We start from the raw sequence: 26,138 nt of genomic DNA, 5'->3' as shown, positions 1-26,138 counted from the left end.
ATTTAGAAATGACTTTGTATAATCTTTATCTATAAGAACAAATTTAACTGTAAAAAAATAGCCTATTTTTAGCAGTGAGTCTGTATGCTTTTTAAATACAATCTTCAATTTACTTAATGAAACTCTTGTACCAAGCTATTAATGTGTGCAACAGCAGCAGTTCGGTTTTCAACGCAAAGTTTTTCAAAAACATGCTCTAAATGTTTGTTCACCGTCCGTGGGCTAAGCTCCAAAATTTCTGCAATATCCTTATTGGTTTTCCCCAACAACAACCAGTGCATGACTTCTGCCTCACGTTGAGTCAACTGTGGGCAATATTTCAAAATATCAGCCATTTCCAAAGCTGGTGTAGAAGTTTTTATCTGGATAAGATAATTTTTAGCCACACTTGGCTCACTCTCCCACGGCGTGAGCAATAAAAGCTGTAATTGCTGAGATGGTGTTGAATAAGAACAGCTGGTTAATTTTTTGGGATCTTTTTCTTGCTCTAAGTCTGAAAACCAAGCTTTTAAGCCTGTCTCAAAACCCTCTAATTCAGGTAAATATTGATTCAGTAAATCACTGGCTTTTTGAGTTTTCCAAACAATTTTACCGTGAACATCTAGCGCGAGAATGGCTGTTTCCGTTGCATCAATCACCTGTTTTTGTTGTTGCAATAGTTTAGCATGTGCCAAATGTGTTTTTACCCTTGCTAATACTTCTTCAATATTCAGAGGCTTGGTTACATAGTCCACCCCACCGACCTGAAAACCACGCACAATATGTTCTGTTTCCGACAAGCCTGTCATAAAAATAACGGGAATAAACTGCGTAATTGGGCTCGCTTTAAGCTGTATACAACTTTCAAAACCATCCATATGTGGCATATTGCCATCAAGCAAAATCATATCCGGTAAGCATCGGTGTGCAATTTCAATAGCACTTAATCCATCCGTTGTAACAAGCACGCGATAACCTGCCTGATCCAGACTTTCATGTAACAAGCCCAAATTTTCCGGCACATCATCCACAATCAGGATAACAGCCTGCTCGTTTGGCGAAGCTTGCTGAAAAGAAACATATTGCGTACTCATTGCTTATCCTGAATCAATCGTTGCGCGTGTTTTAAATCAAACTTTTGAATAGTCTGTTCAAGCTGTTCCCATAACTCGTTATGCTCCGGAAAATTTTGACGACATTGCATTAAAGTCTGTTGAATTCCGCGAATATAACCCTGCCCAATTAAATCATTTAATTGCTGCAAGCTTTGCGGTAAATCGAGCAGATCATTATTTTCAGGTTGTGTAATTGATGTATGAACAGCAGCTTGCTCCTGCTTAAACACCTTTACATCAAGTGCTTTAACTTCATTATTTTCAAAGAATGTCTCTGATTTGGAATCAATCCAAACTAAGCCTAATTTGTCTCCAATTTTACTCAGCAACAAATTCAGGTCGATTGGTTTTAACATAAAGTCTTCGCTTAAGACTGCATCTTGTGGATTGACTTCACGCTCGCCTGCATTGGCGGAAATAATTAAGATCGGCACATTGGTAATATTATTCTGACGCAATAATCGTGCTGTTTCCCACCCGCCCATCAAAGGCATATTTAAATCCATCAAAATCAGATTAGGCTGAAAAATAGGTACACGTCTTAAACAGTCAATGCCCGACTCGGCTTCTTCAATTATAAATCCCAATGGTTTTAGAAAATTAGCGACTAAACCTCGGTCCACCGCTTCATTATCGACAACCAAAATTCGTTTTCGCTCGCCTTGATAGCCTGTAATCTGGTTGGAATAAACATTAGAAATTGGATGAACTACTTCTTTTGAAGGTAAATAAAACTTAATCTTAAACTGAGAACCTTGATTGAGCTGACTAGTCACAGATAGCTGGCCACCAAGTAAATCAACCAATAATTTTACAATTGGAAGTCCGAGCCCTGTTCCGGTAAATCCGCCTTGCACTACATTGCTGCCCCGTTCAAACGGATTAAAGATTCGCTCTAAATCTGCTTCTGCAATACCACAGCCCGTATCTCTAATTTCAAAATACGCCGTTTGAAAACGGTACTCGACTTTCAAAGTAATTGTACCGCTCGTCGTAAATTTTAAAGCATTGCCCAGCAAATTGATGAGCACTTGTTCTAAGCGTTTTTTATCGGTACGGACATAGTGCGGTAGGTTCTCTCCAATTTCATAAACAAACTGCAAATTCTTCTGTTCAAACTGTGGCTGAAACATTTGAATAATCTGTTCTATAAAATTAGGGAAATGAACATCCACCACATTTAAAGAAATTTTGCCTGTTTCAATGCGTGCTAAATCTAGTAAACCGTCAATCAGTGAAGTTAAATGCTGCCCACTACGGCTAATCACCCCGAGCGCCATTTTGCCTTGTTCTGAAAGCTGCTCTTGTTTCTGAAGTAATTGGCTATAGCCCAAAATACTATTTAGAGGCGTTCGTAATTCATGGCTAATGCCAATGACATAACGGCTTTTTGCATCATTTGCTCGTTCTGCAGCTATTCTGGCATCTTGTAAGTCTTTTGAAGTGACTTCATGAGCAGCAATTTCATCAATCAATAATGTTGTTTGCTGATGCGTTTCGATTTCAGCATTACGACGACTTTCATCGTTTAACACGAGCCACCATGCAGCAACGCTCATCAATAAAAATAAAATCGTGTAAATTTTGACAAATAGCGTAAATAACTGTGGAACGGCTGCCGCATTAATGGTTTCCAAATAGGTTTTTTCTTGGATATAAACCAGACTTAAACTCACTGCCAGAACAATAGACAACCCCAGAGTCAGTAATAAATACAAACTGACCCTGCTATTTAAACGGCTAGCCCAACGTTCTGGTAAATAGTGCCAAATGGCTTTTTTGAGTTGTACTGACCAACGTGCATCGGGTTTACATAAATCGTGACAGCGTGCTTCAAGTGAACAGCATAGAGAGCAAATCGTACCGTTATAAGCTGGGCAGCCCGCCATATCGGCAAGTTCATAGTCCCGTTCACACACAACACAATTTGCAACCGAAGTTGCCTGAATTTTTTCAGGTTGGCGTGCAATGTAATATTTGCCTTTGGTTAAGTAAGCAATAACAGGCACACATAACAACGCAGTTCCTAACGCAACAAAACTCGCCAAACCTTTCGCCATGAGTCCAAAAAAGCCCAAATAACTCAGCATCGATAGCACTGAAGCGATCAGTAAAGCACCCACACCTACGGGGTTAATGTCGTATAAATAAGCACGGCGAAATTCAATTCCTTTCGGGCTTAAGCCTAAAGGCTTACAGATAATTAAATCGGCAACAACGGCACCAATCCATGCCAAAGCGATATTGCTATATAGTCCCAAAATGCGTTCAACCGCATGGCTAATGCCCATTTCCATCAAAACAATGGCAATAAACACGTTAAAAAGAAGCCAGACAATTCGTCCCGGATGGCTATGAGTTAAACGGGCAAAAAAGTTAGACCATGCCAATGAACCAGCGTAGGCATTGGTCATATTAATTTTAATTTGCGCCAAGCAAACCAGTGCTAGAGTCAATATTAAAGCAAGCTGAGGGTTTGGAATAAACTGTTGGTAGGCGACCCAATACAGATAAGTCGGATTGTCTAGTTCAGAGACTGGAATAAATAGCTGAAAAGCTAAAACCATCAGCAGCATGCCCATCAAAACTTTTAAAAATCCAAAAATAATCCAAGATGGACCACCTAGAAAAACGGCAAAACGCCATGCGGTTCTGTTCTTTTCTTTTTGCGGTAAGAAACGTAAATAATCGGCTTGCTCACCAATTTGGATCACAAATGAAAAAATAAGAGTGCACGCCGCACCAAAGTAATACAGATTAAAATCGGTCGAGTTTGAAACTGCCCCAACAAAATGCAGACTACTACTTAAAATTTGTGGTTGTTTCCAAAGTACAAAAAACCACGGTAATAACAGCAATAAGAGCCAGATTGGCTGAGTGACTGCCTGAACTTTGTTAATAAAACCAATGCCTTTGACTACTAAAGGCAAAATCACTAATGCCGAAATTAAGTAACCAATGACTTGTGGAATACCCAAGGCAAGCTCAAGTGCCATTGCCATAATGGCGGCTTCAAATGCAAGTAAAATAAAGGTAAAGCTGGCATAAATTAGAGACGTAATGGTCGAGCCAATATAGCCAAAACCTGCACCACGAGTAAGCAAATCGACGTCTACATTATATTTTGCGGCGTAATAACTAATCGGCCAACTGGTCAAAAATATGATGGTACATACGACAACTGCTGCCCATACTGCATTGCTAAAGCCATATTGCCAAAGCATGGTCGCCCCAATGGCTTCCATCGCCAAAAAGCTGACTGTCGAAATTGCGGTATTGGTCACCGTCCAAGGTGACCATTTACGGACTGAGGCGGGTGCGTAGCGGAGCGCATAATCTTCGATACTTTCATCTGCTACCCAAATATTATATTCACGGCGTGTTTTGATCACACGTTGTGGCGCTTGTTGGGGGCGTGAAGAATCTGGCATAACACTCATGTTTGGCATGTGGCTGCATTAAACCCAGCAATCCTTATGCCAAAAGTCATTTATCATGGCGATTTTTTCTAATATGCACATATACGCAAAATAACGTATTTTCAATTTTTCCCAAAAATCACACACTCAAAACCATCAAAAAACAATGATCAATATTTGTGTTGATTGACCGAAAATGATTGGGAGATTGATGTTATGAGTGTATCTGAACATCCAAATCTGGACACTGTGCAAGGTACAGATTCACAAAAAGCAGTGAATGAAACCTTAGAAGATTATACTTTACGTTACGCTCCACACAGCTTTCGGCGCTGGAGTCCCAAAGTTGTCGCTATTACTGCACTTGGTGGTATTGCCTATCTTGCTGACTTTTCTATTGGCGCCAGTATTGGTATGTCTTATGGAACAACCAATGCTGTTTTCTCCATTTTATTTGCAGCAATTATTATCTTCTTAACTGGTATTCCTTTAGCCTACTACGCAGCGCGCTATAACATCGACCTTGACTTGATTACCCGCGGTGCAGGTTTTGGTTATATCGGCTCAGTCCTAACCAGTATCATTTTCGCCAGTTTTACCTTTATTTTCTTTGCCCTTGAAGGTTCAATCATGGCGCAAGGGTTATTACTCGGTTTAGGCATTCCGCTATGGGCAGGTTACCTCATCTCAACCATTATGGTCATTCCACTGGTCATTTACGGCATGAAAGCTTTAAGTAAATTACAAGTCTGGACTACCCCACTTTGGCTCGTTCTAATGATTGGTCCTGTGGCCTATCTGATTTATCAAGAACCTACCTTAGTTAGCCAGTTTGCAACGTTTACAGGTCATGAAGGTTTTGCACCTGTAGATATGGCAGCGATTATGCTTGGTGCGGGTATATGTTTATCTTTAATCATGCAAATTGGTGAACAAATTGACTACCTACGCTTCATGCCTGCAAAAACAAAAGAAAATAGCAAAGCATGGTGGGCAGCAGTTATTTCAGCAGGTCCGGGTTGGGTGATTTTAGGGGCAATCAAACAAATTATTGGAGCTTTTTTAGGATTCTATTTACTTACTAAAATACCGGGCGTAAACAGCACTGAACCTGTTCAACAGTTTAATGCAGCGTTTCATGACATGCTTCCGGGTTGGGCTGCTTTAACACTCGCGGTTATTTTAGTGGTTATTTCTCAAATTAAAATTAATGTGACCAATGCTTACTCTGGTTCCCTTGCATGGACAAGTGCCTACACTCGTATTAGTAAACATTATCCGGGGCGTATTGTCTTTGTGATCGTAAACTTGGCAATTGCGCTTGCTTTGATGGAAGGCAACATGTTTGCGGTATTGGGTAAAATCTTAGGATTCTATTCAAACTTTGCGATTGCTTGGGTGGTGGTGGTTGCAACAGATATTTCGATCAACAAATATGTTTTAAAACTTTCACCAAAAGAACCGGAATACCGCCGTGACATGCTCTACAACGTAAACCCTGTTGGTATGGTTGCGTTCCTTGTATCAGCAGGCTTATCAATTGCAGCATTCTTCGGATTACTTGGTAGCTTCTTAGCGCCTTACTCTCCAATTATTGCACTTGTACTTGCCTTTGTATTAACACCAATCATGGGTTTATTAACCAAAGGAAAATACTACATCAAGTCACACGATGACGGTATTAAAGAACCACGTTACGATGCTGAAGGAACACCAGTAGCAACTGTTTATCACTGCCGCGTATGTGAGCAAGGCTATGAGCGTCCAGATATTATGTTCTCTCACAAACATAACGGCACGATCTGCTCTTTGTGTAAAACACTCGATGCTTAAATATTCTTAAAACTAAAAAAGAAGCTTTAAAGCTTCTTTTTTTTATATCTGATGATTCTTAGCCAATCGGAAATAAACGTTCAGGCACTACATCTTTCATCACAATGGTTGAGATGATCCGTTGCACACTTGGAATAGCAGATAATTTTTCATCGTACAAACGCTGAAAAGCCGGCAAATCTTTAGCGACCACATGTAGCAAATAATCTGGTTCACCAAACAAACGCTGCGCCTGAATAATTTGTGGGATATCAATTACGGCATTTTCAAACTTCTCGACTGCCTGTTTATCACCTTCTTTAAGCGTAATAAAAACAATCGCTGAAAATTCAAATCCCACTAAGTTTGGGTCGAGTTCTGCGCGATAGCCTTTGATGGCTCCCGACTCTTCTAAAGCCTTCACTCGTCTGTGACAAGGTGAAATGCTCAAACCAACTTTTTCTGCCAACTCAGTGATAGATAATCGGCCATTTAATTGCAATTCAGCAAGAATCTTTTTATCTGTGCGATCCATTTAGAAAAATTTACCCCAAATGCATGTGATATGAGCAAACATTTAAAAGCACATTCTAAATACATGAGCATATTATTTTCAACAAGCTCGCATAAATAGGGATTTTTTCTAAACCACGAGCGAAACCTTTGGGAAATAGTTTGCCGAGATAAGCATATGGCTTTTAACATTTTTATTGCATTTTGGAGTGTCTCTATTCTTTTTATTATTACGCCAGGGGCAGACTGGGCCTATGCCATTTCGGCAGGTATTAAGGGTAAAGTCGTCGTACCCGCTGTTGCAGGTATGCTATTTGGGCACTTTATTACGATTTTATTGGTAGCGGCTGGTGTTGGTCTGCTTGTAGCAAATAACCCAACTGCTTTGATGATTCTTACTGTGGCGGGTTCTGCTTATTTGTTATGGATGGGAATAAACTTATTACTTACCCCTCCTACTCCGAACGAGTCTGGTTCTGAAAAGGCTCAGTCATGGTTGAGCTGGGCAACTAAAGGTGTTTATGTGAGTGGCTTAAACCCGAAAGTTTTTTTACTCTTTTTAGCCTTGCTTCCTCAATTCATTGACACCACTGCTTCATGGTCAGTGACAACTCAAATTCTTGCCTTTGGTGTTGTCCACATGATTAGCTGCGCCATTATTTACTTAATGGTGGGTTATGGTTCAGAGGCCATTTTGAAAACCAGACCGCAGGCAGCACAGTTAGTCGGCCGTTTTTCAGGTGGTTTGATGGTCGTTATCGCTACATGTTTATTGATTGGGCAAATCTAAAAAGATATTCAGCAAAAAGTTACTGGCCTCCATTTCAGGTCAGTAACATGAATAATAAAATATAAGAAAAATTTATCTCATACGTTTGAGGTTATACGTCACAACGCCCCAGATGACCAACTCCTGTCCATCTTCAATATAAATATTTTGATAATCAGGATTTTCTGCTTTTAGCCAGACTTTAGGTGGATGAAATTGAGTATCAATCATTAAGCGCTTAACAGTGAAATCATTGTCGATAAGTGCAATCACTATATCGCCCGATTTAGCTGGAATACTACGGTCCACAATAAGCGGATCATCAATATCAATTCCGGCATCTAACATGGACAACGAATTGGCTTTGACAATAAAGGTGGCATTTTCATTTCTAATTAAGTACTCATTTAAGTCGAGTGCTTGTTCAATATCATCTTGTGCTGGCGATGGAAAACCCGCAGCCACACGTTCTGTCGCCAAAGGGATATGGTAAATTTTATCGTTGTTCGGATGCACCTGCTGTATTTTTAGTTTTGAGGTGAAATCTGTCTGGTTATCGGTTTTGACATTATTCAGTAACCAATTTTTGATAGAGTTTACTTGAGACTCAGGAACACGAATCACTTTGGTGGGTTCATTGAACTGTGCTTTACGGCCGGCATTTTCCCGTGCACCGCCATGCTCGAATTCTTTCTTCTTTGGCATATTGCCTCCATTTCACCGTTCAAATCCTACACAAACAATGTAACTTGAAAAAGTTACATTTTCAAGTTGACGAAATATTTTTTTTGCATAACAATAAATTTCATGATCAGATTTTAATCCATTTTGCTTTTAACAGGGATGTTAAAACGGAAATGGTAATTTGAAGAGAATCAAAACCTATTGTGAAATAGTCCTTATTACTGACTGTTTTGATTTTTATCAATGAAATTCTGAACACTTAAATATGAGTTAGATTCAGTTTTTGGTATGGAGACATGCGAAATGAAAAATCAACGTGATGCAGTTTTAGGTTATGCGAATGAACAACATGCCTACTATATCCGTCTTATTGAAAATGATGCGGTATTAGGCGAAAGCTATGGAATTTTCTGTGAAAATCCGGAAAGTGAAGCAGCCGAAAGTATTATGACGACATTGTTTTTAAAGAAATCTTTTTGGATAAACGGCTCAGAATTTACAGATATTGTAAAAGGCCTACACCCTCTTACTCATTCATAAGTTTAAAAATAATAAAAAATAAAGGAGGCATAATGCCTCCTTTATTCTCAAAAACTGGTTGCTTAAGACGTAAAGCGCCCATAAGCATCGCGTTTTTGATTACGAGAGTTTTGTCCACGGCCATCTGAACGACCACGGCGATCATCGTCGTCATCGTCATCATAACGGCTACGGCCACGACCTCGGCCACCTGAACGGCCACGATCATCATCTTCATCGTCGTCATCACGGCTGCGACCACGACCTCGGCCACTTGAACGGCCACGATCATCATCTTCGTCGTCGTCATAACGGCTGCGACCACGACCTCGGCCACTTGAACGACCGCGATCATCATCTTCGTCATCATCATCACGACGGCTGCGACCACGACCTCGGCCACCTGAACGGCCACGATCATCATCTTCGTCGTCGTCATAACGGCTGCGACCACGACCTCGGCCACTTGAACGGCCACGATCATCATCTTCATCATCATCGTCACGACGGCTGCGACCACGGCCTCGGCCACCTGAACGGCCACGTTCATCATCTTCATCGTCGTCATCATAACGGCTGCGACCACGACCTCGGCCACTTGAACGACCGCGATCATCATCTTCGTCATCATCGTCACGACGACTGCGACCACGGCCTCGGCCACCTGAACGGCCACGATCATCGTCTTCATCGTCGTCATCATAACGGCTGCGACCACGACCTCGGCCACTTGAACGACCGCGATCATCGTCTTCATCGTCGTCATCATAACGGCTACGACCACGGCCTCGGCCACTTGAGCGACCGCGATCATCATCTTCGTCATCGTCATCACGACTGCGACCACGGCCTCGGCCAGTCGAACGACCACCGCGATCATCATCTTCGTCGTCATCGTAACGACTGCGGCTACGGCCTCGGCCACCTGAACGACCGCGATCATCATCTTCGTCATCGTCATAACGGCTGCGACCGCGACCATTGCGATCATCATTCTTATGACTTAAAGCACCAGCTTCACGAGCCTCTTCCGAGGTAAATTCATGTGCATTACCACTAGCGTGTGCAGCTCGACCAGCTTCACGAGCTTCTTCTGAAGTAAATTCATGTGCATTACCACTTGCATGCGCAGCACGCCCACCTTTACTGGCTATTTCTCTTACTCTTTCAGGATCCATACTTGCAAATCCACGATTTGAAGTACCTGAACTATTGTTATCGTGATCTTCATATCTAGTATTAGCCATAGTTATATCTTCCTATATTTAAATTATAGTAGCTACCGCTTTTGTTGAACGGATAAATTTAAGATAAGAGATTTAAAATATTTTTATACCTATGCTATGTTTCAACCTTTTTAAATGTATATAAATTAAAATACGTAAAAAACTCTAAGATGATTATTTAAATAAAGATTTTATCAATTAAAATATTTATAAAATATTCTATAGTTTTACTTTTTAAATACTGGCCATACTTATTATTACTCAATCCTACATAATAATATATTTTTACAAATGCCTTTAAAAGATCAATGTGAATAACATAAACTTTCACAATGTACAAATCAATAATAAACAAAAACATCTTAACAATTGAAGAAACAAATAAAAAATACAATTAAAATTATTTAAAAACAATAACATAATCAATTACTTTTTTAGAAAAAATTTACTTGAGTGAGCAAAATCAAGATTTAAAATTAAAATATAATATTTATGAGAGATGAATCATGCAATTACCTCAAACTCAGTCATCGCTACAATACATTCATATTTCTGTACCTGAAATTTTACTTAGCAATATACAAATTAAAAATATTTGGCAAGATTATAACCAAGAATGGAGCTATAGATTAGACCCACCTCATGCAAGCCATCCTTTCCAAAGAGATTTACATATTATTAAATCAAAAAACATTGAGAAAGAAGATACAAAAGAACCATTTGATAATTTAGCAGCTAAAAATAAACCAGAATTAAAATCTATAGTAGAAGCAGAAACCGTAATAAAAGAAATTTTAGATTTATCGGATTATATACCTATAGAAAATTGGTTAGAGGATACAGGTAATCGATCAATTATTGAAAGTATGATTGATAAAAACAAGGTTAAATTATTGGATATTATTTAATAAAAATTTAGGTGTTATATTTTTTTACATCCTTATATATAAAATAACAAAGACAACTTTTTAAAAAAGACTATTTACTTATATTCACGTGCAGATTAATCACTATAAAGGGACTGAAATTTAAATAGAGGTAGTCTAGACATGGAAAATACAACAAATGAGTATCCATCAGCAGTTCCAGCACAAGTTCAACCTCATCAGCCAGGCGATCAGGAGAAGATGCATCCTGAACCAGAAATCATTAAAGCATCTCATAAAGGTAGTGAGAAACTAAAAGGCAAAGTTGCAGTCATTAGCGGTGGCGATAGCGGTATTGGTCGTTCGGTTGCCGTATTGTTTGCCCGTGAAGGCGCCGATATTGCGGTACTGTATCTTGAAGAGGATCAAGATGCTGAAATCACCAAACAACTTGTTGAAAAGGAAGGACAACACTGTCTTCTATTAAAAGGTGATATTTCCGATGCAGACCTTGCAAAACAAAATATTGATAAGGTTTTACAGCATTTTGGAAAAATTAATATTTTAGTAAATAATGCTGGAGTTCAATATCAGCAAAAAGAAATTGAAAGTATTAGTAATGAACAATTAGAAAAAACATTTAAAACAAATATTTTTGCCATGTTTTATTTAACCAAAGAAGCGATTCCTTATATGGAAGAAGGTGATAGTATTATTAACACCACCAGCATTACCAGTTATCAAGGTCATGATGAGCTCATCGATTATGCGAGTACTAAAGGTGCGATTACCTCTTTTACTCGTAGCTTGTCGAACAACTTAATGAAACAGAAAAAAGGTATTCGCGTAAATGGTGTGGCACCAGGGCCAATTTGGACTCCTCTCATTCCAAGCAGTTTCGATGCAGAAACAGTTGAGAAATTTGGTAAAGATACCCCAATGGGTAGAATGGGTCAGCCAAGTGAAGTCGCCCCTGCTTACCTTTTCCTTGCCTCAGATGATGCAAGTTACATTACGGGTCAGGTAATTCATGTAAATGGTGGTCAAATTGTTAATGGCTAAGCGCTAACATCATTTAGAAAAAGCCCTGAAAGCTTCAACTTTCAGGGCTTTTTTATTTAAGCTGGTACGTGTGCGGCTATTTGTTCTCGTGACCAAACACGATGAGCTTTAATCAGATTTTTAAATTTTTCTGCAATATGCTGGAACTCATCCTCTACCAAAGTTCCTTCATCTGCAACTAAACCGAGTGGTTCAAGCAAATCAGATTTATTGCCTAAAAATGCAATTGGTTTTAAATGCTTATAAGCTTCTAGTACATAATGGCGCGCTACACCATCTTGCATCACTGCATTTAAATTATCGCCATCTGGAACAATTACAGCATCATAAGCAATTGAAGGTTCAGCCATTTGCATACCATCAGCTACAATAATATTGTCTTTATGGTCTTTTACTGGAGCCAAGCTCGGCGCTAGTAAATGAACAACTACACCTTCTTTAATTGCCCAATTTTTAATTGCTTCAAGTGTATCTGACTTCACAAGATTATGAATAAGCACAGCGACTTTTCTACCTTGAATGTCTTCAGGAGGGAAAGCTAAAAAAGACAACTTGGCAGATTTTTCAATTGCTGTTTTCTTATAATCTAAGGTTAAATCCGGCACTTCAATACCTAAATTCGCACCGACTTGACGTGCCAGATCGAGGTCGATATTTGCCAAAATTTGTTGAACTTGGCGCTCACGAATATGTTTTCTTTGAACTTTACTTAACTCAAAAGTATAGGCATCGACCACATGTTTTTGCTCATGCGGCGCAAGGCTTTTGTAATAAAGTCGAGGCTGTGAGAAATAATCAGAAAATGTCTCACTTCTTTGACGAAGTTTATGTCCGCTGATTTTTTCAGGATAACTTTCAAAACCACCATTTGATGCTGCTGGCGGTGTCTCAACTGGCCAATTTCCATCGATCGAGTTTGGTTGATATGAAGCTTGACCTTTATGAATGGTATGTTGATGAATGCCATCACGTTGATTGTTATGGAATGGACACACAGGTTTGTTAATCGGAATTTGGTGGAAGTTTGGTCCACCTAAACGGCTTAACTGGGTATCTGTATATGAAAATAGACGCGCTTGTAAAAGTGGGTCATCTGTAAAATCAATACCAGGCACTACATGACCCGGACAGAAAGCCACCTGCTCTGTTTCAGCAAAGAAGTTATCTACATTTCTGTTTAAAACAAATCGACCAATTGGCGTAACAGGGACTAATTCTTCAGGAATAATTTTTGTTGGATCAAGCAAATCGAAGTCAAAGTTCATTTCATCTTCTTCTTCGACAATCTGCACCCCGAGTTCCCATTCTGGATAAAAACCTTGCTCAATCGCTTCATAAAGATCACGACGGTGGAAATCTGGGTCTTTACCAGCAAGTTTTTGAGCTTCGTCCCATACCAGCGCACTTAAACCTTGTTTTGGTGTCCAGTGAAATTTCACAAAGTATGATTTACCTTCGGCATTAATTAAACGGAAGGTATGCACACCAAACCCTTGAATTGAACGTAAATTACGTGGAATCGCACGGTCTGACATTGCCCAAATTACCGCATGTGCAGATTCAGGTACTAAAGACACAAAATCCCAGAAAGTATCATGTGCAGTTGCACCAGTCGGGATTTCTGTATCTGGTTCAGGTTTTACTGCATGGACAAAGTCCGGAAACTTAATACCGTCTTGGACAAAAAAGACTGGGGCGTTATTACCAACTAAGTCGAAATTACCTTCTTGGGTATAAAACTTAATTGCAAAACCACGAATATCACGGACAGTGTCGGCTGAACCACGCGGCCCTTGCACTGTTGAAAAGCGTACAAAAATTGGAGTTTGAATGGTTGGGTCTGTTAAGAACCCAGCTTTGGTCAAACGTTCATTTCCTTCATAAGCCTGAAAATAACCATGCGCCCCTACACCACGAGCATGCACAATACGCTCAGGTATACGCTCATGGTCAAAATGGGTGATTTTTTCTCTTAAGATAAAATCTTCCAACAAGGTCGAACCACGAATACCTGCTCTTAAGCTATTTTGGTTATCAGCTATTTTAACACCTTGATTTGTGGTTAATGCCTCATTGGTTGCATCATCTCTTACTGTGTCTAACTGTTCAGTTTTCTGGGTAGTATTGGCTTTATTTGCTGCATCGGCACCAGCCATTTCACTTGTTTTATTAGTTAATTTAGTTTTGTCGTTCATGTCCATTACCTATGTTTTGAAAGTTAAACTTGGGTTGAAGTTGAAAACGTTTATCAAACTAGTTTTTAAACGTCCCTAAATAAGGAAAAAGAAGTTCTACGTATTTACGAGTACTCCAAAGACCAATACTTTTATGATGAGAATCAGGGGCTAGAAAGGGAGTAAGTTTGCATATTTTTATTGCAAGATCGCTTGATTGCAGCACGCGCTCTTGCAGTGCATCAAGCTCGCCATCAGAGATATAGCTAAACAAATAATCTTGAATACGCTGGCTATTCTTTAGTTCTCTGCTGTACGCCAAGAAGTTAGAAGAATGATCACTACCAGCGATCCAGTCATGAATAATTTGACGCTCTACAGGGTTAAATACCCCAAACATTTTTCCATTTTCTTCATTAATCATCCGCCAGAACACGCTCTGTTCAGGGTCGGTATTAAACTTAATCCATTTCTGTTCAGTTAAATGATTGATCAATCCTGCAATATCATCGGGGTTTGATAACCATTGATTAATAGTTTTGCAGCCAAACTGTCTGGTTTCGTTATGAATTAACTGACCGACAAGTGCTTTTCTTTTCAAAATTTTATGAACAAAGTCTTCAAGACTTAAATTCTTTATAATATTTGAAGAAGATTCACCACGGTTATTCAAGGCAAAACCTTGTTTTAACTTGGTAAAGAAGAGCTCTTTATCTCTGTATTTATTGTAAATATCTTCAATAACCTTAATCGCTTTATAAGCATGGCCATTGTCAATATTGTCGATAGTAATGTGTAAATTAAAGTATTTAGAATCGATACCTAATTCAGCAAGCTCATAATTTGAAATTAAAAGATGCAGAGGAAGCTGCTCATAACCTAAGTTAAAACCAACAATTTCTGGAATAAACTCAGGCGGTGCATACCCTAGTGCAAGCTGTACTACGGCTTGATGGTAATAATCATCTTCTAAAAGCAGGTCGAAACTGTCGAGTCCAAGACTGCGTAAAAGATCATCATAGATACACACATGATTCGCTTTCGGTTCACCTAATCCAAGCTCTTCCAGATAAGTAATAATAAGTTCATGAAAGACAGGATCATTCCAGTAATGTACAGAGCTATATAGCCAAGCTCCATCTACTTTTTTGGTCGGAGACACCTTTATTAAAAACTCAAACGCCTGAGCAACATTCTGAAAATACTCTCTACCATGACCATCTTGTCTACGATTTAAATATGCCTGAAATTCCTGACAATTTTTTTTATTATCGTTTTCACACCATTCTTTAATCGAATCAATACTTGAAGGAAAATCTATTTCCGTCATCTCTAGTTTATCTATTTCTTTAATAAGAAAATCTCTTGCCTTTTTCTCTTTCTCAAAACTTGAAACATCAGGGTCAAGAAAAAAAACAAACAATTCATAATAATTTTGTTGATTATCTTGTAATAAGTCTAATAATCTTTTTTTCACTACAACAGGCATTTTCATTCTCCGTTTGTGAGATATCAATTACCATACGTCACCCTAACTATAATCAAGTTTTAACTTTGTTATTTTGCGTTATTAAAAATTAAGATCAAACCTAAAAATTAAAATATTTCAACAACATAGTTACTAACGCAAAATTACATTTAAACTTTTAGAATTATTTAAACTGCTGTTTTTATATAAAATTTGCAAAACTTAATCTAAACTTACATTAGTTTCACCATCAAAATTATAAACATTAAAAAAATAACAAAGCAAATAGTTATATATTTTTATAACATTTTAAAAACAATTTAAGGGAGAATTAAAATGTTTAATTCATGTTGTAAATTATTAGCTAAGGAAAAAATTAAAATTGCTTTTTTTGAAAGTGCTTCTGCCGGCTATCTGGCTTACCGCTTTTCTTTGAGCCCTTATTCGGGGGATATATTGATTGGAAGCCTTGTGAGTTATGATCTTCGTGTCAAAGAAAATACCCTACATATTTCAGAAGAACTTATTGAAAAATATACAGCAGAATCAATGCAAGTAACTGTTGAAATGATTAATAAAGGAAAAGAGCTTTTACATGCAGATATGTATGTTGCATGTACGGGTCTACTCAAAAAAGGGGGTTCCGAAACACAAGAAAAACCAGTAGGAACGTTCTTTTATTCAATATATTATCAAAATAATTTTTATAATTTTAGGCGTGTATTAAAAGGACCAGCTTTTTTAAAGCTTAGAAAGTTGACTTACTACATTACTCAAGATATAAAATTTATTATATTAGATAAAAAACACCTTAACCTATATAAAAGATAACAAATATACATTTAGACATATTTATTATCTTTTTTAAATGTTGTGTACTGAAATGTAATTTATTAAACATTCATATTAATAATGTTTATTCTAAAAAATTACTTATATTAAAAATCAGCAATTTATTCAAATTTTAAATTTACAGTTAAATATAGGGTAACACCCCTACCCTACACATTTAAAATCTACATGTTTTAATAAACCTATCTGAAGCTCTCAGATAAAACACATCGTCATAATTGATATGAGGTATTAAAAAATGAGCACTACTAATAATCAAGCAAATCAACGTAATAATCAGCAGCAACAACAACAGCAAAATGACAACCGTAATCAACAGCAACACGGTAACCAACAGCAAAACGATCAACAGCAACAAAATAATCAGCAGCAACAGCAAAATGATAACCGCGGCCAACAACAAGGATCTAACCAAAAAGATTCTGGCCAACAAAACTCAAATAACAACCAACAACGCTAATCGTTTTGAGTTGTTCTTTGATGCGGTCAATCATTTAGGAAGGTGAAAGCACCTTCCTAAATCAAAATATAAACATAAAATTCAATAAAATATGAGGGAATTCTGATGACAGATCAAAATACAGATCATGCTCAACTGGTAGCTGGCGATCATAACTATTCTGACTCTCGCTGGCGTGAAAGCTATCTTACTCGTCCTTATTATCAAGAAGCGCAATTAACTACACCAGATCTAGATTATGATCGTGATTTTTCTGCAGCTTATGAACTTGGTCATCGGGCTCGTTCTGAATCTAAAGAAGGAACTCAGTTTGAAGATATGGAAGGTAGCTTAAAGCAAAAATGGGAAGAGCTAAAAGCCGAGTCCCGCCTTAAATGGGAACACGCTAAACAAGCGATTAAAGATGCATGGGATGATATGTAACATTCTCAAGTGGTCCAAAGCTATAAGCTTATTTCCTATTGGCCCTGGGAAATAGGCTTTTTTATTGTTTTAAAAATATGGTGGCATATTAAAATTATGATTAAGGTACTGATTTGCTAAATTTGGATCATCAAAAACTTCTTTCTTAAATTGTACGCTCACGGTTGTAGTGAGTACATGGGTCGGCTTAATAGTCACCTCCACTACATATTTATTTTGCTCGTGCTTAGCTTTTACGCCATAAATTTCAGAATCATTAATGCAAGTTCCATCTGTAAAATATACAAACATACGTACTACCTTAAATATCACTAAACATAAAGGTCCTATCAAACATAAAGCCTGACTCAGTTAATATGGTCAGGCTTTTCCTCAAAATCAACTTTGATTTTTTTTAAAATATTCAATTATTTCTTCCCCATTATTTACAGGCTTTTTCTGCGAGGGGTAAGTTTCTTCGTAAGCATAGGCGGGTAAAGTAATTTTAGCTCGAATTGGGGGTAATTTCTCTTGTCCACCCGTAGTAATCCGCTCAATAAAACCAGCAAGCCAGAGTACAAATTCTTGAGTATTCTTACTTTTAGGAATAAGACTTAAATCCAATTTAATTTTTGACTCTTGCAAGGGCTTAATAAGTATTTCGGCAAAATCAATATAATTATATAAAAGCTTTAACTTTGTCCCCTTTATTTCTTGTCTGAGTTCGATCATCAAGTTGTTAAGATCTTCCATTGGATCATCTGTAAAACCTTTTTTTTCTTTAACATTTTGATATATTTTCTCAGCTATTTTTAAATATTGGGGCATATCCTTACCTTTAGAGTTCATTATTACTAAAATGAATTTTGGATGAATATAAGTAAGCTATTGTGTTTGTTTTATTAACTTTTTGAAAAGATATATTCATTTTACAACAATTCAGTAACACTAAAAATTCCAGTTATTTAAACAACATAAATTATTGATTTATATTTTATTTTAAAATATTTGATTACTTGTTAAGTTATATTCTTTAGATAAAATAACGATAAAAAAAGCCCACTTATAAAGTAGGCTTTTTTAGTAAAAACTAATTTATTACGAGTTTTTATTCATATCATGAGAGGTCGCTGGATCACTTGCTCCATGCATGCCATCATTTCTTGAATTACGGTCTTGGCAAGCACTCATGCCCATAGCAATTGCCAGCACCATACTTACTGCACAAAATATTCTTACCATTTAAATCACCTTTATAAATATTAAAATGTAGGTTTATGAATAACATTATCTTATGTTGGCCTACCGCAGTGGTTCTCTTAACTTTTGTAGATTATGCAAGCTTTTGTAAAAACCCAAAAATATGATTAATAAAATTACATTTCTTGCAATTGAAATTTTGGTTATTTTTTGGCATGCAGTGTTGATACTACATCGTCTAGGTTATAAAAATCGAATTATTAAATAGTTTAGCCAAACGATACATCTAATTAACGACATTGACATACTATACAAATAAACAATTAATAAATATTTGATATATAAGATTAAAAAACAACTCCAAAGGTGAAATAAAAAACAGTTATATACACATTATATTTTTTAATTTTTCTATTTTCTAAATAAAAACAGGCAAATATTTATATCAAATTATATAAATCAATCTTTTATTTTTGCAATTGACCCACCCTAATGCTCAGCTTATGATGCTCGCGCTGACCAATTTTGTCAGTCGGTTTTAGCAGACCGTCTACCTAAGTGCACTAAAAAACACGTTTTTTGGTGTGATGCCCCTCGTGCCTTTGATGGAGGAACGAGAGTGGGACACCTTCGGGTGTGCTGGTTTCTTAGGTATCAGTCTGCTAACCCTCTTTCGTTTCGCCACCATAATGATTAGCAATGAGTGGGCATAACTTCTTTTAATCAAGGAGTCACTCATGACTATTATTCTATATTTTTTACGTACTTTTATTGATTTTACTTACATTCGGCATTTTTTATTTGTTCAAGCATTTTTAGAGATCGTATCCATTTCTCAAAAATAAAAACTTTCTATAGAGTTCAAAAATCGTTTACTTAAATCTTTTTTCTACCCTTTTTATATAAGTTTGGGTTAAAAGTTTTAAGTATTCAAATACCACATAAAGATTAGAACTTCTATCAACATCACTTAACGATAACAACACCCCATGCAGAGTAACAACAATGTTTTTTCTCTATCGTTTTGTTTTGGTGAGCCTTGTTACACTCAGTGTTTTAAATCTGATGGGCTGCAGACCCATGAGTAAAAATGAATTTAATACACGTTGTGTTGGGGCGGGACATGACCTTTCACAGTGTAATTGTATCTATAGCTCGTTAGAGCAGCACTATTCACCACAATTTGTAGAAAGCTTACCAAAAGTGAGCTTGCAGAATATTGATACTAAAATGAATTTTGTAGAAACAATGAATAAAACTATGCAACAGTGCCAATTTAGTGCAAGGAAACAATGAGTTACTGTATAGGAGCATGCTCTACCAAAAAATCTAAAAATGCGCGAACACGATTTGGAACATATTTATCATGACCAATCCAGACAGCATGGAATTCTTCACAAGCATGAATATTCCAGTCTTCAAGAATCTTGATGAGTTGCTTTTGCTGTATTGCTTTTTGAATTTGAAATTCATTCAGCTGAGCAATACCAACGCCTGCCAGTGCTAACTGTAAAATTGCTTCACCCTGATTTACTTTTAAAACTTTAGATGGCGTTAAGTTAATTTCCTGAGTTGCTTTTTTGAATAACCAGGTTTTGTTCTGGCGTTGATAACTTACATCTAAAAGCCGATGTGCATGTAGCTCATCCGGATGTTTGGGACAACCATACTTTTCAATATATGTAGGTGAACATACATAATATTTATGTGTACTCCCGAGTGAGCGAGCTACCAAATTGGAGCTTTTCAAAGGTCCTGTTCGAATCGCTACATCAATTCTTTGTTCAACTAAGTTAATTACTTCATCACTCAAATGAGCTTCTAATTCAATTTCAGGATAGCGTTGATTAAACAAACTAATGCAAGGCAATAAAAAGTGAGTCCAATATGAAAAGCTGGTATGGATTCTAATTCGCCCTTGCGGTTTATGGTGAGCAGTAACAGATTGTTCAAGTTCATCTAAATTATTGAGTATTTGAAGGCCTTGCTCATAAAACTGACACCCTTCACTGGTAAGCTGAAACTGACGTGTTGAACGGTTCAATAACCTGACACCAAGTCTTTTTTCTAAACGGGAAATTAACTTACTGACCGCAGACGGCGTCATATCACATGCTCGTGCTACGGCTGAAAAACTTCCAAGCTCGACTACACGTATAAAAATTGCCAACTCACCAGATCGATTAATATCAAAATAAGACATAACAAAATTTATTTATGAATTGTATTCACAAATCTTATTCCGCTTAGCCCGCTATAACAAGGCATCAATTTATTTCAAGATAACTTTAATTCGTTTTAAAGAGTTCACGAGATGAAACTTTCTCAATCTACCCTATTTTCTCTGGTTTTATTTACGAGCGTTGCACAAGCAGAAGTACCAAAGAACCATTGGATTACCACTTGGGCTGCCAGCCCCCAAAAAGTCTGGAATAAAGATTTCGTTTTTCCGACACTCATTCCAGAGCAAATATCCAACCAAACAATTAGGCAGGTAAGCCAAATTAGTTTGGGTGGTGAAACTGTTCGGCTCGTTTTTACCAATCAATATGGCGAGCAACCGCTTTATATTGATCAAACAACGATTGGTTTAGCGAACGCAGTAACTCCAAAATCTAAGAGCACCTATTCCGTTTATTTTTCTGGTCAACTTAAAGCAAAAATTTTACCTGGCAAACAACTGGTGAGTGATCCAATCAAGTTAGCTGTTCCCGATCATGCTCAATTGGTGGTGAATAGCTTTATTCAAAAGCCTACAACGTTTAAAACATTTCATTGGGATGCCAAACAAACCAGTTGGCTCATTAGTGGAAATCAGACAACAAATTTAAATGCGCCTACGAATGCCAAAACTACAACAGCACGATTATTACTGTCTGCAATCGAGGTAAAACCCAAACAGAAAGCTCAGGTGGTTGCTGTTATTGGAGACTCAATTACCGATGGAGCGACTGCAACCTTAGATGCGAATACGAGATGGACCGATTTTTTGGCTAAGCGTTTATCTCCCCATCAAGTAGCGGTAATTAATAGCGGAATTTCAGGAAATCGACTGCTTACCGATGGTATGGGCGATAGTGTTTTAAAACGTTTAAACAATGAAATATTTCAATATACAGATGTTAAAACTTTAATCGTTTTAATTGGTATAAATGATATTTCATGGCCCGGCACAGCGTTTGCTCCTAAACAGCAAATACCTTCTTTTGAAGCCTTAACTAAAGGTTATCAACGTGTTGTAAATGAAGCTCACAAGCAAGGTATTCAGGTAATTGGTGCAACCTTACTTCCGTTCTCTAGTGCTTTGCCTAATACCCCTTTAGATAATTACTATCAACCCAACAAAGATCAATTACGTCAGCGCATTAACCACTGGATAAGAACCAGTCATACATTTGATGGTGTACTTGATCTTGATGAAGGCTTAAAAGATCCAAAGCATCCCAATCGATTAAATCCAATTTATGATTCTGGAGATCATTTACATCCTAATGACCGTGGCAATCAACACATGGCGGAATTGGTAGATTTAGATCAAATTACTAAAAATTAATGATTGCCCCATCAGGTGAGCCTTTCATCTGATGGGAATAGCTATTTAGAAATCATAACTTGCTATCATGTTGAAGCGGTTATCCACCCCGTTTCGACCATCGAAAGTTTCTCGTTCGCCATATACATATTCAACACCTAAGGTAATTGGCTTGTATGGGTTATACATCGTATTTACCCAGCCCTGCCAAAGCTGTTTGTTTTGAGTCGTGCTATTGTGCTGTAATTCGGCAAAACGGTTATCGTCTTTAGCTTTCATATAGCCATAAGCTAAAGTCGAGCGAATTTTTGGCGTGAATTGATGAGTTACCCCCAAAGACACCGTATCAAATTCATTGCTATGCATGTTGTTCTGCTCATCTATTGCATAGCCACTATTGCTCCACAATAAGAAACGTCCATCGCCTTTGACATGGTAATAATCGGCTTTAAGTAAAGTATCGGGTGTCATTTGGTATTTACCGCCGAAACCTACGCCCCAAGCCCATTCACTGTCATTATTGGTTCTTTTTTCTGCAATAAAACTACGGCCTGAAAGCATCGAACCATTGGCAAATTTATGATTTAAGCGCCCCACTAAAGCAGGTAAACGCATTTTGTTATCTGGATCTGTTGCAGCAGTATATTTCGGGTCTTCAACTGATACTGCAAAACTTGTATTTGCCGTTAAATTATCGCTATAGCGAACCATAGGCGATCTAAGTAAAGCACTGCCTACAAATGTTCCTGCATCGATTGTTTCTGGGTAATATTCAGGGGCAATAAATGTCGACCATGTTTGACCAATCAACCATTTATCATAAGTTAAATAAGCATGACGTATACGGAACTGATCACGAGTAGCCGCCCCAAAAAAGTCCATTTCTAACTTTCCACCCACATCACCAGCAGTTGTTGGTGTTTTAAAATTCAATCCGAAACGAGTCACATAAACCGTACTGTGCAATTGGTCTTTCTGTGCAGATTCTTCTGGCGTATGTTCAAGTGGAACTCCACTAATATTGTTATACATCGTAGATGCACCCTTAATTTGGTAAGAAGCATCTGCTCGTATATAACCATATAAGTTAAATTCTGTACCCGATTTAGTTAATACTTGTTGTATGGATTGTGGAGCTTGAGTAGCCACAGGAGCGACTTGTTCTACTTTTTCTTGGCTTAAAGATTTTTGAGTTTGTATATCTGCCTGTAGCATTGCCCGTAATTCGTTTACTTCTTGGCGAAGTTGCTCTATTTCAGGGTTTACTTGACCAGCAAAAGCAGAAGGCATAAGTAGAGTCACAGAAACTGCCAACAAGTTTTTTTGAACCGTTGTATTTAAAACTTTCATCATGAAATTTTCCTTTAGACCTTTAAGTAGTCTTAAAAGTCTCGACATCCTTTTTGTTATGTACCTATCTAAAATAGATCCTTAAAAATTTGCCTTTCTTTCACAAGAAAGACCTTCCCTCATATTTTTTAGCCGTATCCTCCCTAACGCTGCAAAAGCAACTTTTTAATTTTTCATTTTTTTATATTCTCTTCCACATTGAGAATATTCAGTTTTAACCCCTTATTTATATTCCCCAATAGTATTATTTTTTTGCATTAAACCCCTGATAAGTCAAAATTTGCGTATAAGGCTGTACACTTTCAAAGCCTGTCTTTTCCAAAAGTTTTATATATCCTTCAGTCGTTAAGCTAAAAAAGTCCTCCGCCATACGCTCCAACATTTTTTGACATTGTTCTTCTGTTAACCCTTGAGCCAAGCACAAATAACGCAATGCTTGAAGCTGCTGTGGATTTACACAAGTCATGAGGTCATAAGTAAGTAAAGGCGCCTTTTCTTTTAAGCAATCATAAATATCCTTAAAGAAGGTTGGTTTTATGTCATCTGCAATAAAATGCGCCACAAGAATAGACAATCCAGCATCGAAACATGGTTCCAAAGGCAGTGCTGAAGTATCACCATGTACAAAAGTGACTTGGGTAGATTTACCTAAAAGTTCAACCTGCTCCTGAGCTTTTTGCAGCATGGTTAAAGATGGATCGACTGCTGTAAATTGCCAGTTTGGATGTCTTTTAAGTAAATATTCGAGTTCATAACCCGTACCACAGCCCACAATTAAGACATGAGCATCTGGTGGCAACACCGACTGTAAAATGGCATCCACCTGTAGATGGATGACTTCATAACCCGGAATTAATTTACGAATATGCGCATCATATCCTTCAACTACTTTAGGGCTATTAAAGTCTTTTGCCATTTTGTTTTATTCCTTTTAAAACTGCTTTTCGGTTTATCATTTTCTGCACTTTGAACGAGCTTTTAACTTATTTAGTCAAAGACATTGCCCGTTAAATTAAGTTCAGCTCGCATAATTTCCTGCAATTTAAACTTTTGCGCTTTGCCAGAAGCAGTCATTGGAAACTCACTAAAAAATCGGACATAGCGCGGCACTTTATTATGAGAAATATGCTCTTTGCAAAATTGGCGAATGCTGTCTTCATCGACTTGGTGATGCTCATGCAAAATAATGCATGCGCAAAGTTCTTCACCATATTTCGCATCTGGCAAGCCAATCACCTGTACATCGCTTACATCTGGATGGGTATATAAAAAGTCTTCAATCTCTTTTGGAAAGAGGTTTTCTCCTCCGCGAATCACGACATCTTTAATGCGGCCTTTAATTTTAATAAAACCGTCTTGATCCATCTCGGCAATATCACCCGTATGCATCCAACCAGCAGCATCGATCACTTCACGGGTCTTTTCTTCTTCTCCCCAATAACCAGCCATCACTGAATAACCACGAACGCATAACTCACCCAATGTGCCTTGCGGAACAATTTGTCCTTCTAAATCGACAATTTTAATTTCAACATGCGGATGAACATGCCCAACTGTGCTTACCCGTTTATCGATTGAATCGTTTACCGAGCTTTGTACACTCACTGGCGAGGTTTCGGTCATACCATAACAAATGGTAATTTCCGACATATGCATTCGGTCTATGACACGCTGCATAATTTCACGTGGACAAGGACTACCTGCCATAATGCCTGTTCTTAAGCTCGAAAGATCAAACTCATTAAACTGTTCATGTTCTAAAGTGGCAATAAACATGGTTGGTACACCATAAGCTGCCGTGCAACGTTCTTGATGAATCGCTTTTAAAGTTTCTAAAGGATTAAATACAGCCGATGGATAGACCATGGTTGAACCATGTGTCACACACGCTAAATTCCCCATCACCATGCCAAAACAATGGAACAATGGCACAGAAATACAGACTTTATCTTGAGCAGTTAAACGAATGCCTTCACCGACAAAATAACCATTATTTAAAATATTATGATGGGTCAACATGGTCCCTTTAGGATTACCTGTTGTACCTGAGGTGAATTGAATATTAATGGTTTCATCAAACTGGAGCTGTCTGGCTAATTGTTTTAATTGTTCTAGCTGTTCAGAAGTTGGTGTGGTGACTAAATCACTAAAACGATAAATACCCGTATGTTGTTGGTCATCAATTTTAATGACAAATTTTAAATGCGGCAGACGCTCTGAACTGAGCACTTTATCTGTACAGGTGGTTAACTCAGGGGCAATTTTTGTGAGTAATTCTTGGTAATCAGTCGTTTTGAATTGAGAAGCAATAATCAATCCTTTGCACGAGACTTTATTCAACACATATTCAAGTTCATGACTTTTATAAGCTGTATTCAGGTTAACTAAAATAATCCCTGCTTTAAAAGCTGCAAATTGGGTTACCGTCCATTCCACACAGTTAGGTGACCAAATCGCTAATCGGTCTCCTTTTTTTAATCCCAATTTTAATAGGCTACAAGCAAAAGCGTTTACTTCATCTTGTAAAGCTTTATAGGTTAATCGTCTGTTTTGATGAAAACTAACGATTGCTTCCTTTTCAGCATATTGCTGACAGGCCTGATCAAATTGTTCACCAATGGTCATACCCAATAAGGGTTGTGTACTTGGTCCCGAGGCGTAGCTTAACCGTTCTTGTTGCATTGAATCATTCTCCTTGATTCTTCTAATTCTCTTCTTACCTGATCTAATTGTTGT

General features: G+C 37.6%; 24 protein-coding genes. 10 read left to right on the top strand and 14 right to left on the bottom strand.

The window, feature by feature from the left end:
* Positions 1 to 113 precede the first annotated feature (113 nt).
* Both ABLC00_RS07485 and ABLC00_RS07480 read right to left on the bottom strand, forming a co-directional pair.
* Positions 114 to 1,073, bottom strand: coding sequence for a response regulator transcription factor (locus ABLC00_RS07485; RefSeq protein WP_033846370.1), 960 nt, complete (start codon positions 1,071 to 1,073; stop codon positions 114 to 116).
* Entirely contained in the window at positions 1,070 to 4,534 is a 3,465-nt protein-coding gene (locus ABLC00_RS07480) for an ATP-binding protein (RefSeq protein WP_033854274.1), read from the bottom strand. Before ABLC00_RS07480 ends, ABLC00_RS07485 begins: the two co-directional genes overlap by 4 nt.
* 195 nt (positions 4,535 to 4,729) lie before the next feature.
* On the opposite strand from ABLC00_RS07480, the gene ABLC00_RS07475 reads away from it, so the two are divergent.
* Positions 4,730 to 6,346: a cytosine permease gene (locus tag ABLC00_RS07475; RefSeq protein ID WP_002048267.1), complete on the top strand. Its 1,617-nt coding sequence runs from the start codon at positions 4,730 to 4,732 to the stop codon at positions 6,344 to 6,346.
* A gap of 58 nt (positions 6,347 to 6,404) precedes the next feature.
* Here ABLC00_RS07475 and ABLC00_RS07470 read toward each other — a convergent pair whose 3' ends face one another.
* Positions 6,405 to 6,860, bottom strand: a complete 456-nt coding sequence (locus tag ABLC00_RS07470; RefSeq protein WP_033846371.1) for an Lrp/AsnC family transcriptional regulator — start codon at positions 6,858 to 6,860, stop codon at positions 6,405 to 6,407.
* 156 nt (positions 6,861 to 7,016) lie between these two features.
* Between ABLC00_RS07470 and ABLC00_RS07465 the strand changes: the two genes are divergently transcribed.
* Positions 7,017 to 7,628: a LysE family translocator gene (locus ABLC00_RS07465; RefSeq protein ID WP_000885232.1), complete on the top strand. Its 612-nt coding sequence runs from the start codon at positions 7,017 to 7,019 to the stop codon at positions 7,626 to 7,628.
* 72 nt (positions 7,629 to 7,700) lie between these two features.
* Here the strand turns inward: ABLC00_RS07465 and ABLC00_RS07460 are convergent, their stop codons facing one another.
* Entirely contained in the window at positions 7,701 to 8,312 is a 612-nt protein-coding gene (locus tag ABLC00_RS07460) for a translesion error-prone DNA polymerase V autoproteolytic subunit (RefSeq protein ID WP_348941085.1), read from the bottom strand.
* A 282-nt stretch (positions 8,313 to 8,594) separates the two neighbouring features.
* Here ABLC00_RS07460 and ABLC00_RS07455 point away from each other — a divergent pair, with 282 nt between their 5' ends.
* Positions 8,595 to 8,831: a hypothetical protein gene (locus ABLC00_RS07455; RefSeq protein ID WP_004709372.1), complete on the top strand. Its 237-nt coding sequence runs from the start codon at positions 8,595 to 8,597 to the stop codon at positions 8,829 to 8,831.
* A 62-nt stretch (positions 8,832 to 8,893) separates the two neighbouring features.
* Here ABLC00_RS07455 and ABLC00_RS07450 read toward each other — a convergent pair whose 3' ends face one another.
* A complete protein-coding gene (locus tag ABLC00_RS07450; RefSeq protein ID WP_058644748.1) occupies positions 8,894 to 10,057 on the bottom strand; it encodes a KGG domain-containing protein in 1,164 nt (387 codons plus the stop codon).
* Positions 10,058 to 10,539: 482 nt separating this feature from the next.
* Here ABLC00_RS07450 and ABLC00_RS07445 point away from each other — a divergent pair, with 482 nt between their 5' ends.
* Positions 10,540 to 10,944 (top strand): DUF6367 family protein, encoded by a 405-nt coding sequence (locus ABLC00_RS07445; RefSeq protein ID WP_032041073.1) that lies wholly within the window; start codon positions 10,540 to 10,542, stop codon positions 10,942 to 10,944.
* Positions 10,945 to 11,085: 141 nt separating this feature from the next.
* Positions 11,086 to 11,964, top strand: coding sequence for an SDR family oxidoreductase (locus ABLC00_RS07440; RefSeq protein ID WP_004709384.1), 879 nt, complete (start codon positions 11,086 to 11,088; stop codon positions 11,962 to 11,964).
* 56 nt (positions 11,965 to 12,020) lie between these two features.
* On the opposite strand, the gene katE is transcribed toward ABLC00_RS07440, so the two are convergent.
* Positions 12,021 to 14,165 (bottom strand): catalase HPII, encoded by a 2,145-nt coding sequence (katE, locus tag ABLC00_RS07435; RefSeq protein ID WP_080775656.1) that lies wholly within the window; start codon positions 14,163 to 14,165, stop codon positions 12,021 to 12,023.
* Positions 14,166 to 14,217: 52 nt separating this feature from the next.
* Entirely contained in the window at positions 14,218 to 15,627 is a 1,410-nt protein-coding gene (locus ABLC00_RS07430) for an iron-containing redox enzyme family protein (protein ID WP_004887679.1), read from the bottom strand.
* Between the two features lie 315 nt (positions 15,628 to 15,942).
* On the opposite strand from ABLC00_RS07430, the gene ABLC00_RS07425 reads away from it, so the two are divergent.
* The 3 genes from ABLC00_RS07425 to surA1 all read left to right on the top strand — a co-directional run bounded on the left by ABLC00_RS07425 (position 15,943) and on the right by surA1 (position 17,341).
* Positions 15,943 to 16,437 (top strand): CinA family protein, encoded by a 495-nt coding sequence (locus ABLC00_RS07425; protein WP_033846800.1) that lies wholly within the window; start codon positions 15,943 to 15,945, stop codon positions 16,435 to 16,437.
* A 259-nt stretch (positions 16,438 to 16,696) separates the two neighbouring features.
* Positions 16,697 to 16,918: a hypothetical protein gene (locus ABLC00_RS07420; RefSeq protein ID WP_000108365.1), complete on the top strand. Its 222-nt coding sequence runs from the start codon at positions 16,697 to 16,699 to the stop codon at positions 16,916 to 16,918.
* 105 nt (positions 16,919 to 17,023) lie between these two features.
* Entirely contained in the window at positions 17,024 to 17,341 is a 318-nt protein-coding gene (gene surA1, locus ABLC00_RS07415; RefSeq protein WP_002048358.1) for a surface antigen protein 1, read from the top strand.
* Positions 17,342 to 17,410: 69 nt separating this feature from the next.
* Here the strand turns inward: surA1 and ABLC00_RS07410 are convergent, their stop codons facing one another.
* The 3 genes from ABLC00_RS07410 to ABLC00_RS07400 form a co-directional block, all read right to left on the bottom strand.
* Positions 17,411 to 17,632 (bottom strand): hypothetical protein, encoded by a 222-nt coding sequence (locus ABLC00_RS07410; RefSeq protein WP_002048363.1) that lies wholly within the window; start codon positions 17,630 to 17,632, stop codon positions 17,411 to 17,413.
* Between the two features lie 87 nt (positions 17,633 to 17,719).
* Positions 17,720 to 18,148: a hypothetical protein gene (locus tag ABLC00_RS07405; protein WP_001136759.1), complete on the bottom strand. Its 429-nt coding sequence runs from the start codon at positions 18,146 to 18,148 to the stop codon at positions 17,720 to 17,722.
* Between the two features lie 270 nt (positions 18,149 to 18,418).
* A complete protein-coding gene (locus tag ABLC00_RS07400; protein WP_004887681.1) occupies positions 18,419 to 18,562 on the bottom strand; it encodes a hypothetical protein in 144 nt (47 codons plus the stop codon).
* A gap of 963 nt (positions 18,563 to 19,525) precedes the next feature.
* Here ABLC00_RS07400 and ABLC00_RS07395 point away from each other — a divergent pair.
* On the top strand, positions 19,526 to 19,816 hold the full coding sequence (locus tag ABLC00_RS07395; RefSeq protein ID WP_004709395.1) for a hypothetical protein: 291 nt from the start codon (positions 19,526 to 19,528) through the stop codon (positions 19,814 to 19,816).
* A 1-nt stretch (position 19,817) separates the two neighbouring features.
* Here the strand turns inward: ABLC00_RS07395 and ABLC00_RS07390 are convergent, their stop codons facing one another.
* A complete protein-coding gene (locus ABLC00_RS07390; protein WP_002048352.1) occupies positions 19,818 to 20,723 on the bottom strand; it encodes a LysR family transcriptional regulator in 906 nt (301 codons plus the stop codon).
* Positions 20,724 to 20,834: 111 nt separating this feature from the next.
* On the opposite strand from ABLC00_RS07390, the gene ABLC00_RS07385 reads away from it, so the two are divergent.
* Positions 20,835 to 22,073 (top strand): SGNH/GDSL hydrolase family protein, encoded by a 1,239-nt coding sequence (locus ABLC00_RS07385; protein ID WP_033846801.1) that lies wholly within the window; start codon positions 20,835 to 20,837, stop codon positions 22,071 to 22,073.
* Positions 22,074 to 22,118: 45 nt separating this feature from the next.
* Here the strand turns inward: ABLC00_RS07385 and ABLC00_RS07380 are convergent, their stop codons facing one another.
* The 3 genes from ABLC00_RS07380 to ABLC00_RS07370 all read right to left on the bottom strand — a co-directional run bounded on the left by ABLC00_RS07380 (position 22,119) and on the right by ABLC00_RS07370 (position 26,084).
* Entirely contained in the window at positions 22,119 to 23,402 is a 1,284-nt protein-coding gene (locus ABLC00_RS07380; protein WP_080775657.1) for a DcaP family trimeric outer membrane transporter, read from the bottom strand.
* Between the two features lie 244 nt (positions 23,403 to 23,646).
* Entirely contained in the window at positions 23,647 to 24,318 is a 672-nt protein-coding gene (locus ABLC00_RS07375) for a class I SAM-dependent methyltransferase (protein WP_033846803.1), read from the bottom strand.
* Positions 24,319 to 24,389: 71 nt separating this feature from the next.
* Positions 24,390 to 26,084 (bottom strand): AMP-binding protein, encoded by a 1,695-nt coding sequence (locus ABLC00_RS07370; RefSeq protein ID WP_033846804.1) that lies wholly within the window; start codon positions 26,082 to 26,084, stop codon positions 24,390 to 24,392.
* Positions 26,085 to 26,138: the final 54 nt, after the last annotated feature.

Origin of the sequence: Acinetobacter nosocomialis (assembly GCF_041021905.1) — a bacterium.
Taxonomy (GTDB): Bacteria; Pseudomonadota; Gammaproteobacteria; order Pseudomonadales; family Moraxellaceae; genus Acinetobacter; species Acinetobacter nosocomialis.
Note: the sequence above shows the minus strand (reverse complement) of the source record. Positions and strands in the feature narration are given on the sequence as shown.

Coding starts and splice junctions, on each gene's coding strand:
- ABLC00_RS07485 (WP_033846370.1), bottom strand. CDS start 1,073: ATGAGTACGCAATATGTTTCTTTTCAGCAAGCTTCGCCAAACGAGCAG.
- ABLC00_RS07480 (WP_033854274.1), bottom strand. CDS start 4,534: ATGAGTGTTATGCCAGATTCTTCACGCCCCCAACAAGCGCCACAACGT.
- ABLC00_RS07475 (WP_002048267.1), top strand. CDS start 4,730: ATGAGTGTATCTGAACATCCAAATCTGGACACTGTGCAAGGTACAGAT.
- ABLC00_RS07470 (WP_033846371.1), bottom strand. CDS start 6,860: ATGGATCGCACAGATAAAAAGATTCTTGCTGAATTGCAATTAAATGGC.
- ABLC00_RS07465 (WP_000885232.1), top strand. CDS start 7,017: ATGGCTTTTAACATTTTTATTGCATTTTGGAGTGTCTCTATTCTTTTT.
- ABLC00_RS07460 (WP_348941085.1), bottom strand. CDS start 8,312: ATGCCAAAGAAGAAAGAATTCGAGCATGGCGGTGCACGGGAAAATGCC.
- ABLC00_RS07455 (WP_004709372.1), top strand. CDS start 8,595: ATGAAAAATCAACGTGATGCAGTTTTAGGTTATGCGAATGAACAACAT.
- ABLC00_RS07450 (WP_058644748.1), bottom strand. CDS start 10,057: ATGGCTAATACTAGATATGAAGATCACGATAACAATAGTTCAGGTACT.
- ABLC00_RS07440 (WP_004709384.1), top strand. CDS start 11,086: ATGGAAAATACAACAAATGAGTATCCATCAGCAGTTCCAGCACAAGTT.
- katE (WP_080775656.1), bottom strand. CDS start 14,165: ATGGACATGAACGACAAAACTAAATTAACTAATAAAACAAGTGAAATG.
- ABLC00_RS07430 (WP_004887679.1), bottom strand. CDS start 15,627: ATGCCTGTTGTAGTGAAAAAAAGATTATTAGACTTATTACAAGATAAT.
- ABLC00_RS07425 (WP_033846800.1), top strand. CDS start 15,943: ATGTTTAATTCATGTTGTAAATTATTAGCTAAGGAAAAAATTAAAATT.
- ABLC00_RS07420 (WP_000108365.1), top strand. CDS start 16,697: ATGAGCACTACTAATAATCAAGCAAATCAACGTAATAATCAGCAGCAA.
- surA1 (WP_002048358.1), top strand. CDS start 17,024: ATGACAGATCAAAATACAGATCATGCTCAACTGGTAGCTGGCGATCAT.
- ABLC00_RS07410 (WP_002048363.1), bottom strand. CDS start 17,632: ATGTTTGTATATTTTACAGATGGAACTTGCATTAATGATTCTGAAATT.
- ABLC00_RS07405 (WP_001136759.1), bottom strand. CDS start 18,148: ATGCCCCAATATTTAAAAATAGCTGAGAAAATATATCAAAATGTTAAA.
- ABLC00_RS07400 (WP_004887681.1), bottom strand. CDS start 18,562: ATGGTAAGAATATTTTGTGCAGTAAGTATGGTGCTGGCAATTGCTATG.
- ABLC00_RS07395 (WP_004709395.1), top strand. CDS start 19,526: ATGTTTTTTCTCTATCGTTTTGTTTTGGTGAGCCTTGTTACACTCAGT.
- ABLC00_RS07390 (WP_002048352.1), bottom strand. CDS start 20,723: ATGTCTTATTTTGATATTAATCGATCTGGTGAGTTGGCAATTTTTATA.
- ABLC00_RS07385 (WP_033846801.1), top strand. CDS start 20,835: ATGAAACTTTCTCAATCTACCCTATTTTCTCTGGTTTTATTTACGAGC.
- ABLC00_RS07380 (WP_080775657.1), bottom strand. CDS start 23,402: ATGAAAGTTTTAAATACAACGGTTCAAAAAAACTTGTTGGCAGTTTCT.
- ABLC00_RS07375 (WP_033846803.1), bottom strand. CDS start 24,318: ATGGCAAAAGACTTTAATAGCCCTAAAGTAGTTGAAGGATATGATGCG.
- ABLC00_RS07370 (WP_033846804.1), bottom strand. CDS start 26,084: ATGCAACAAGAACGGTTAAGCTACGCCTCGGGACCAAGTACACAACCC.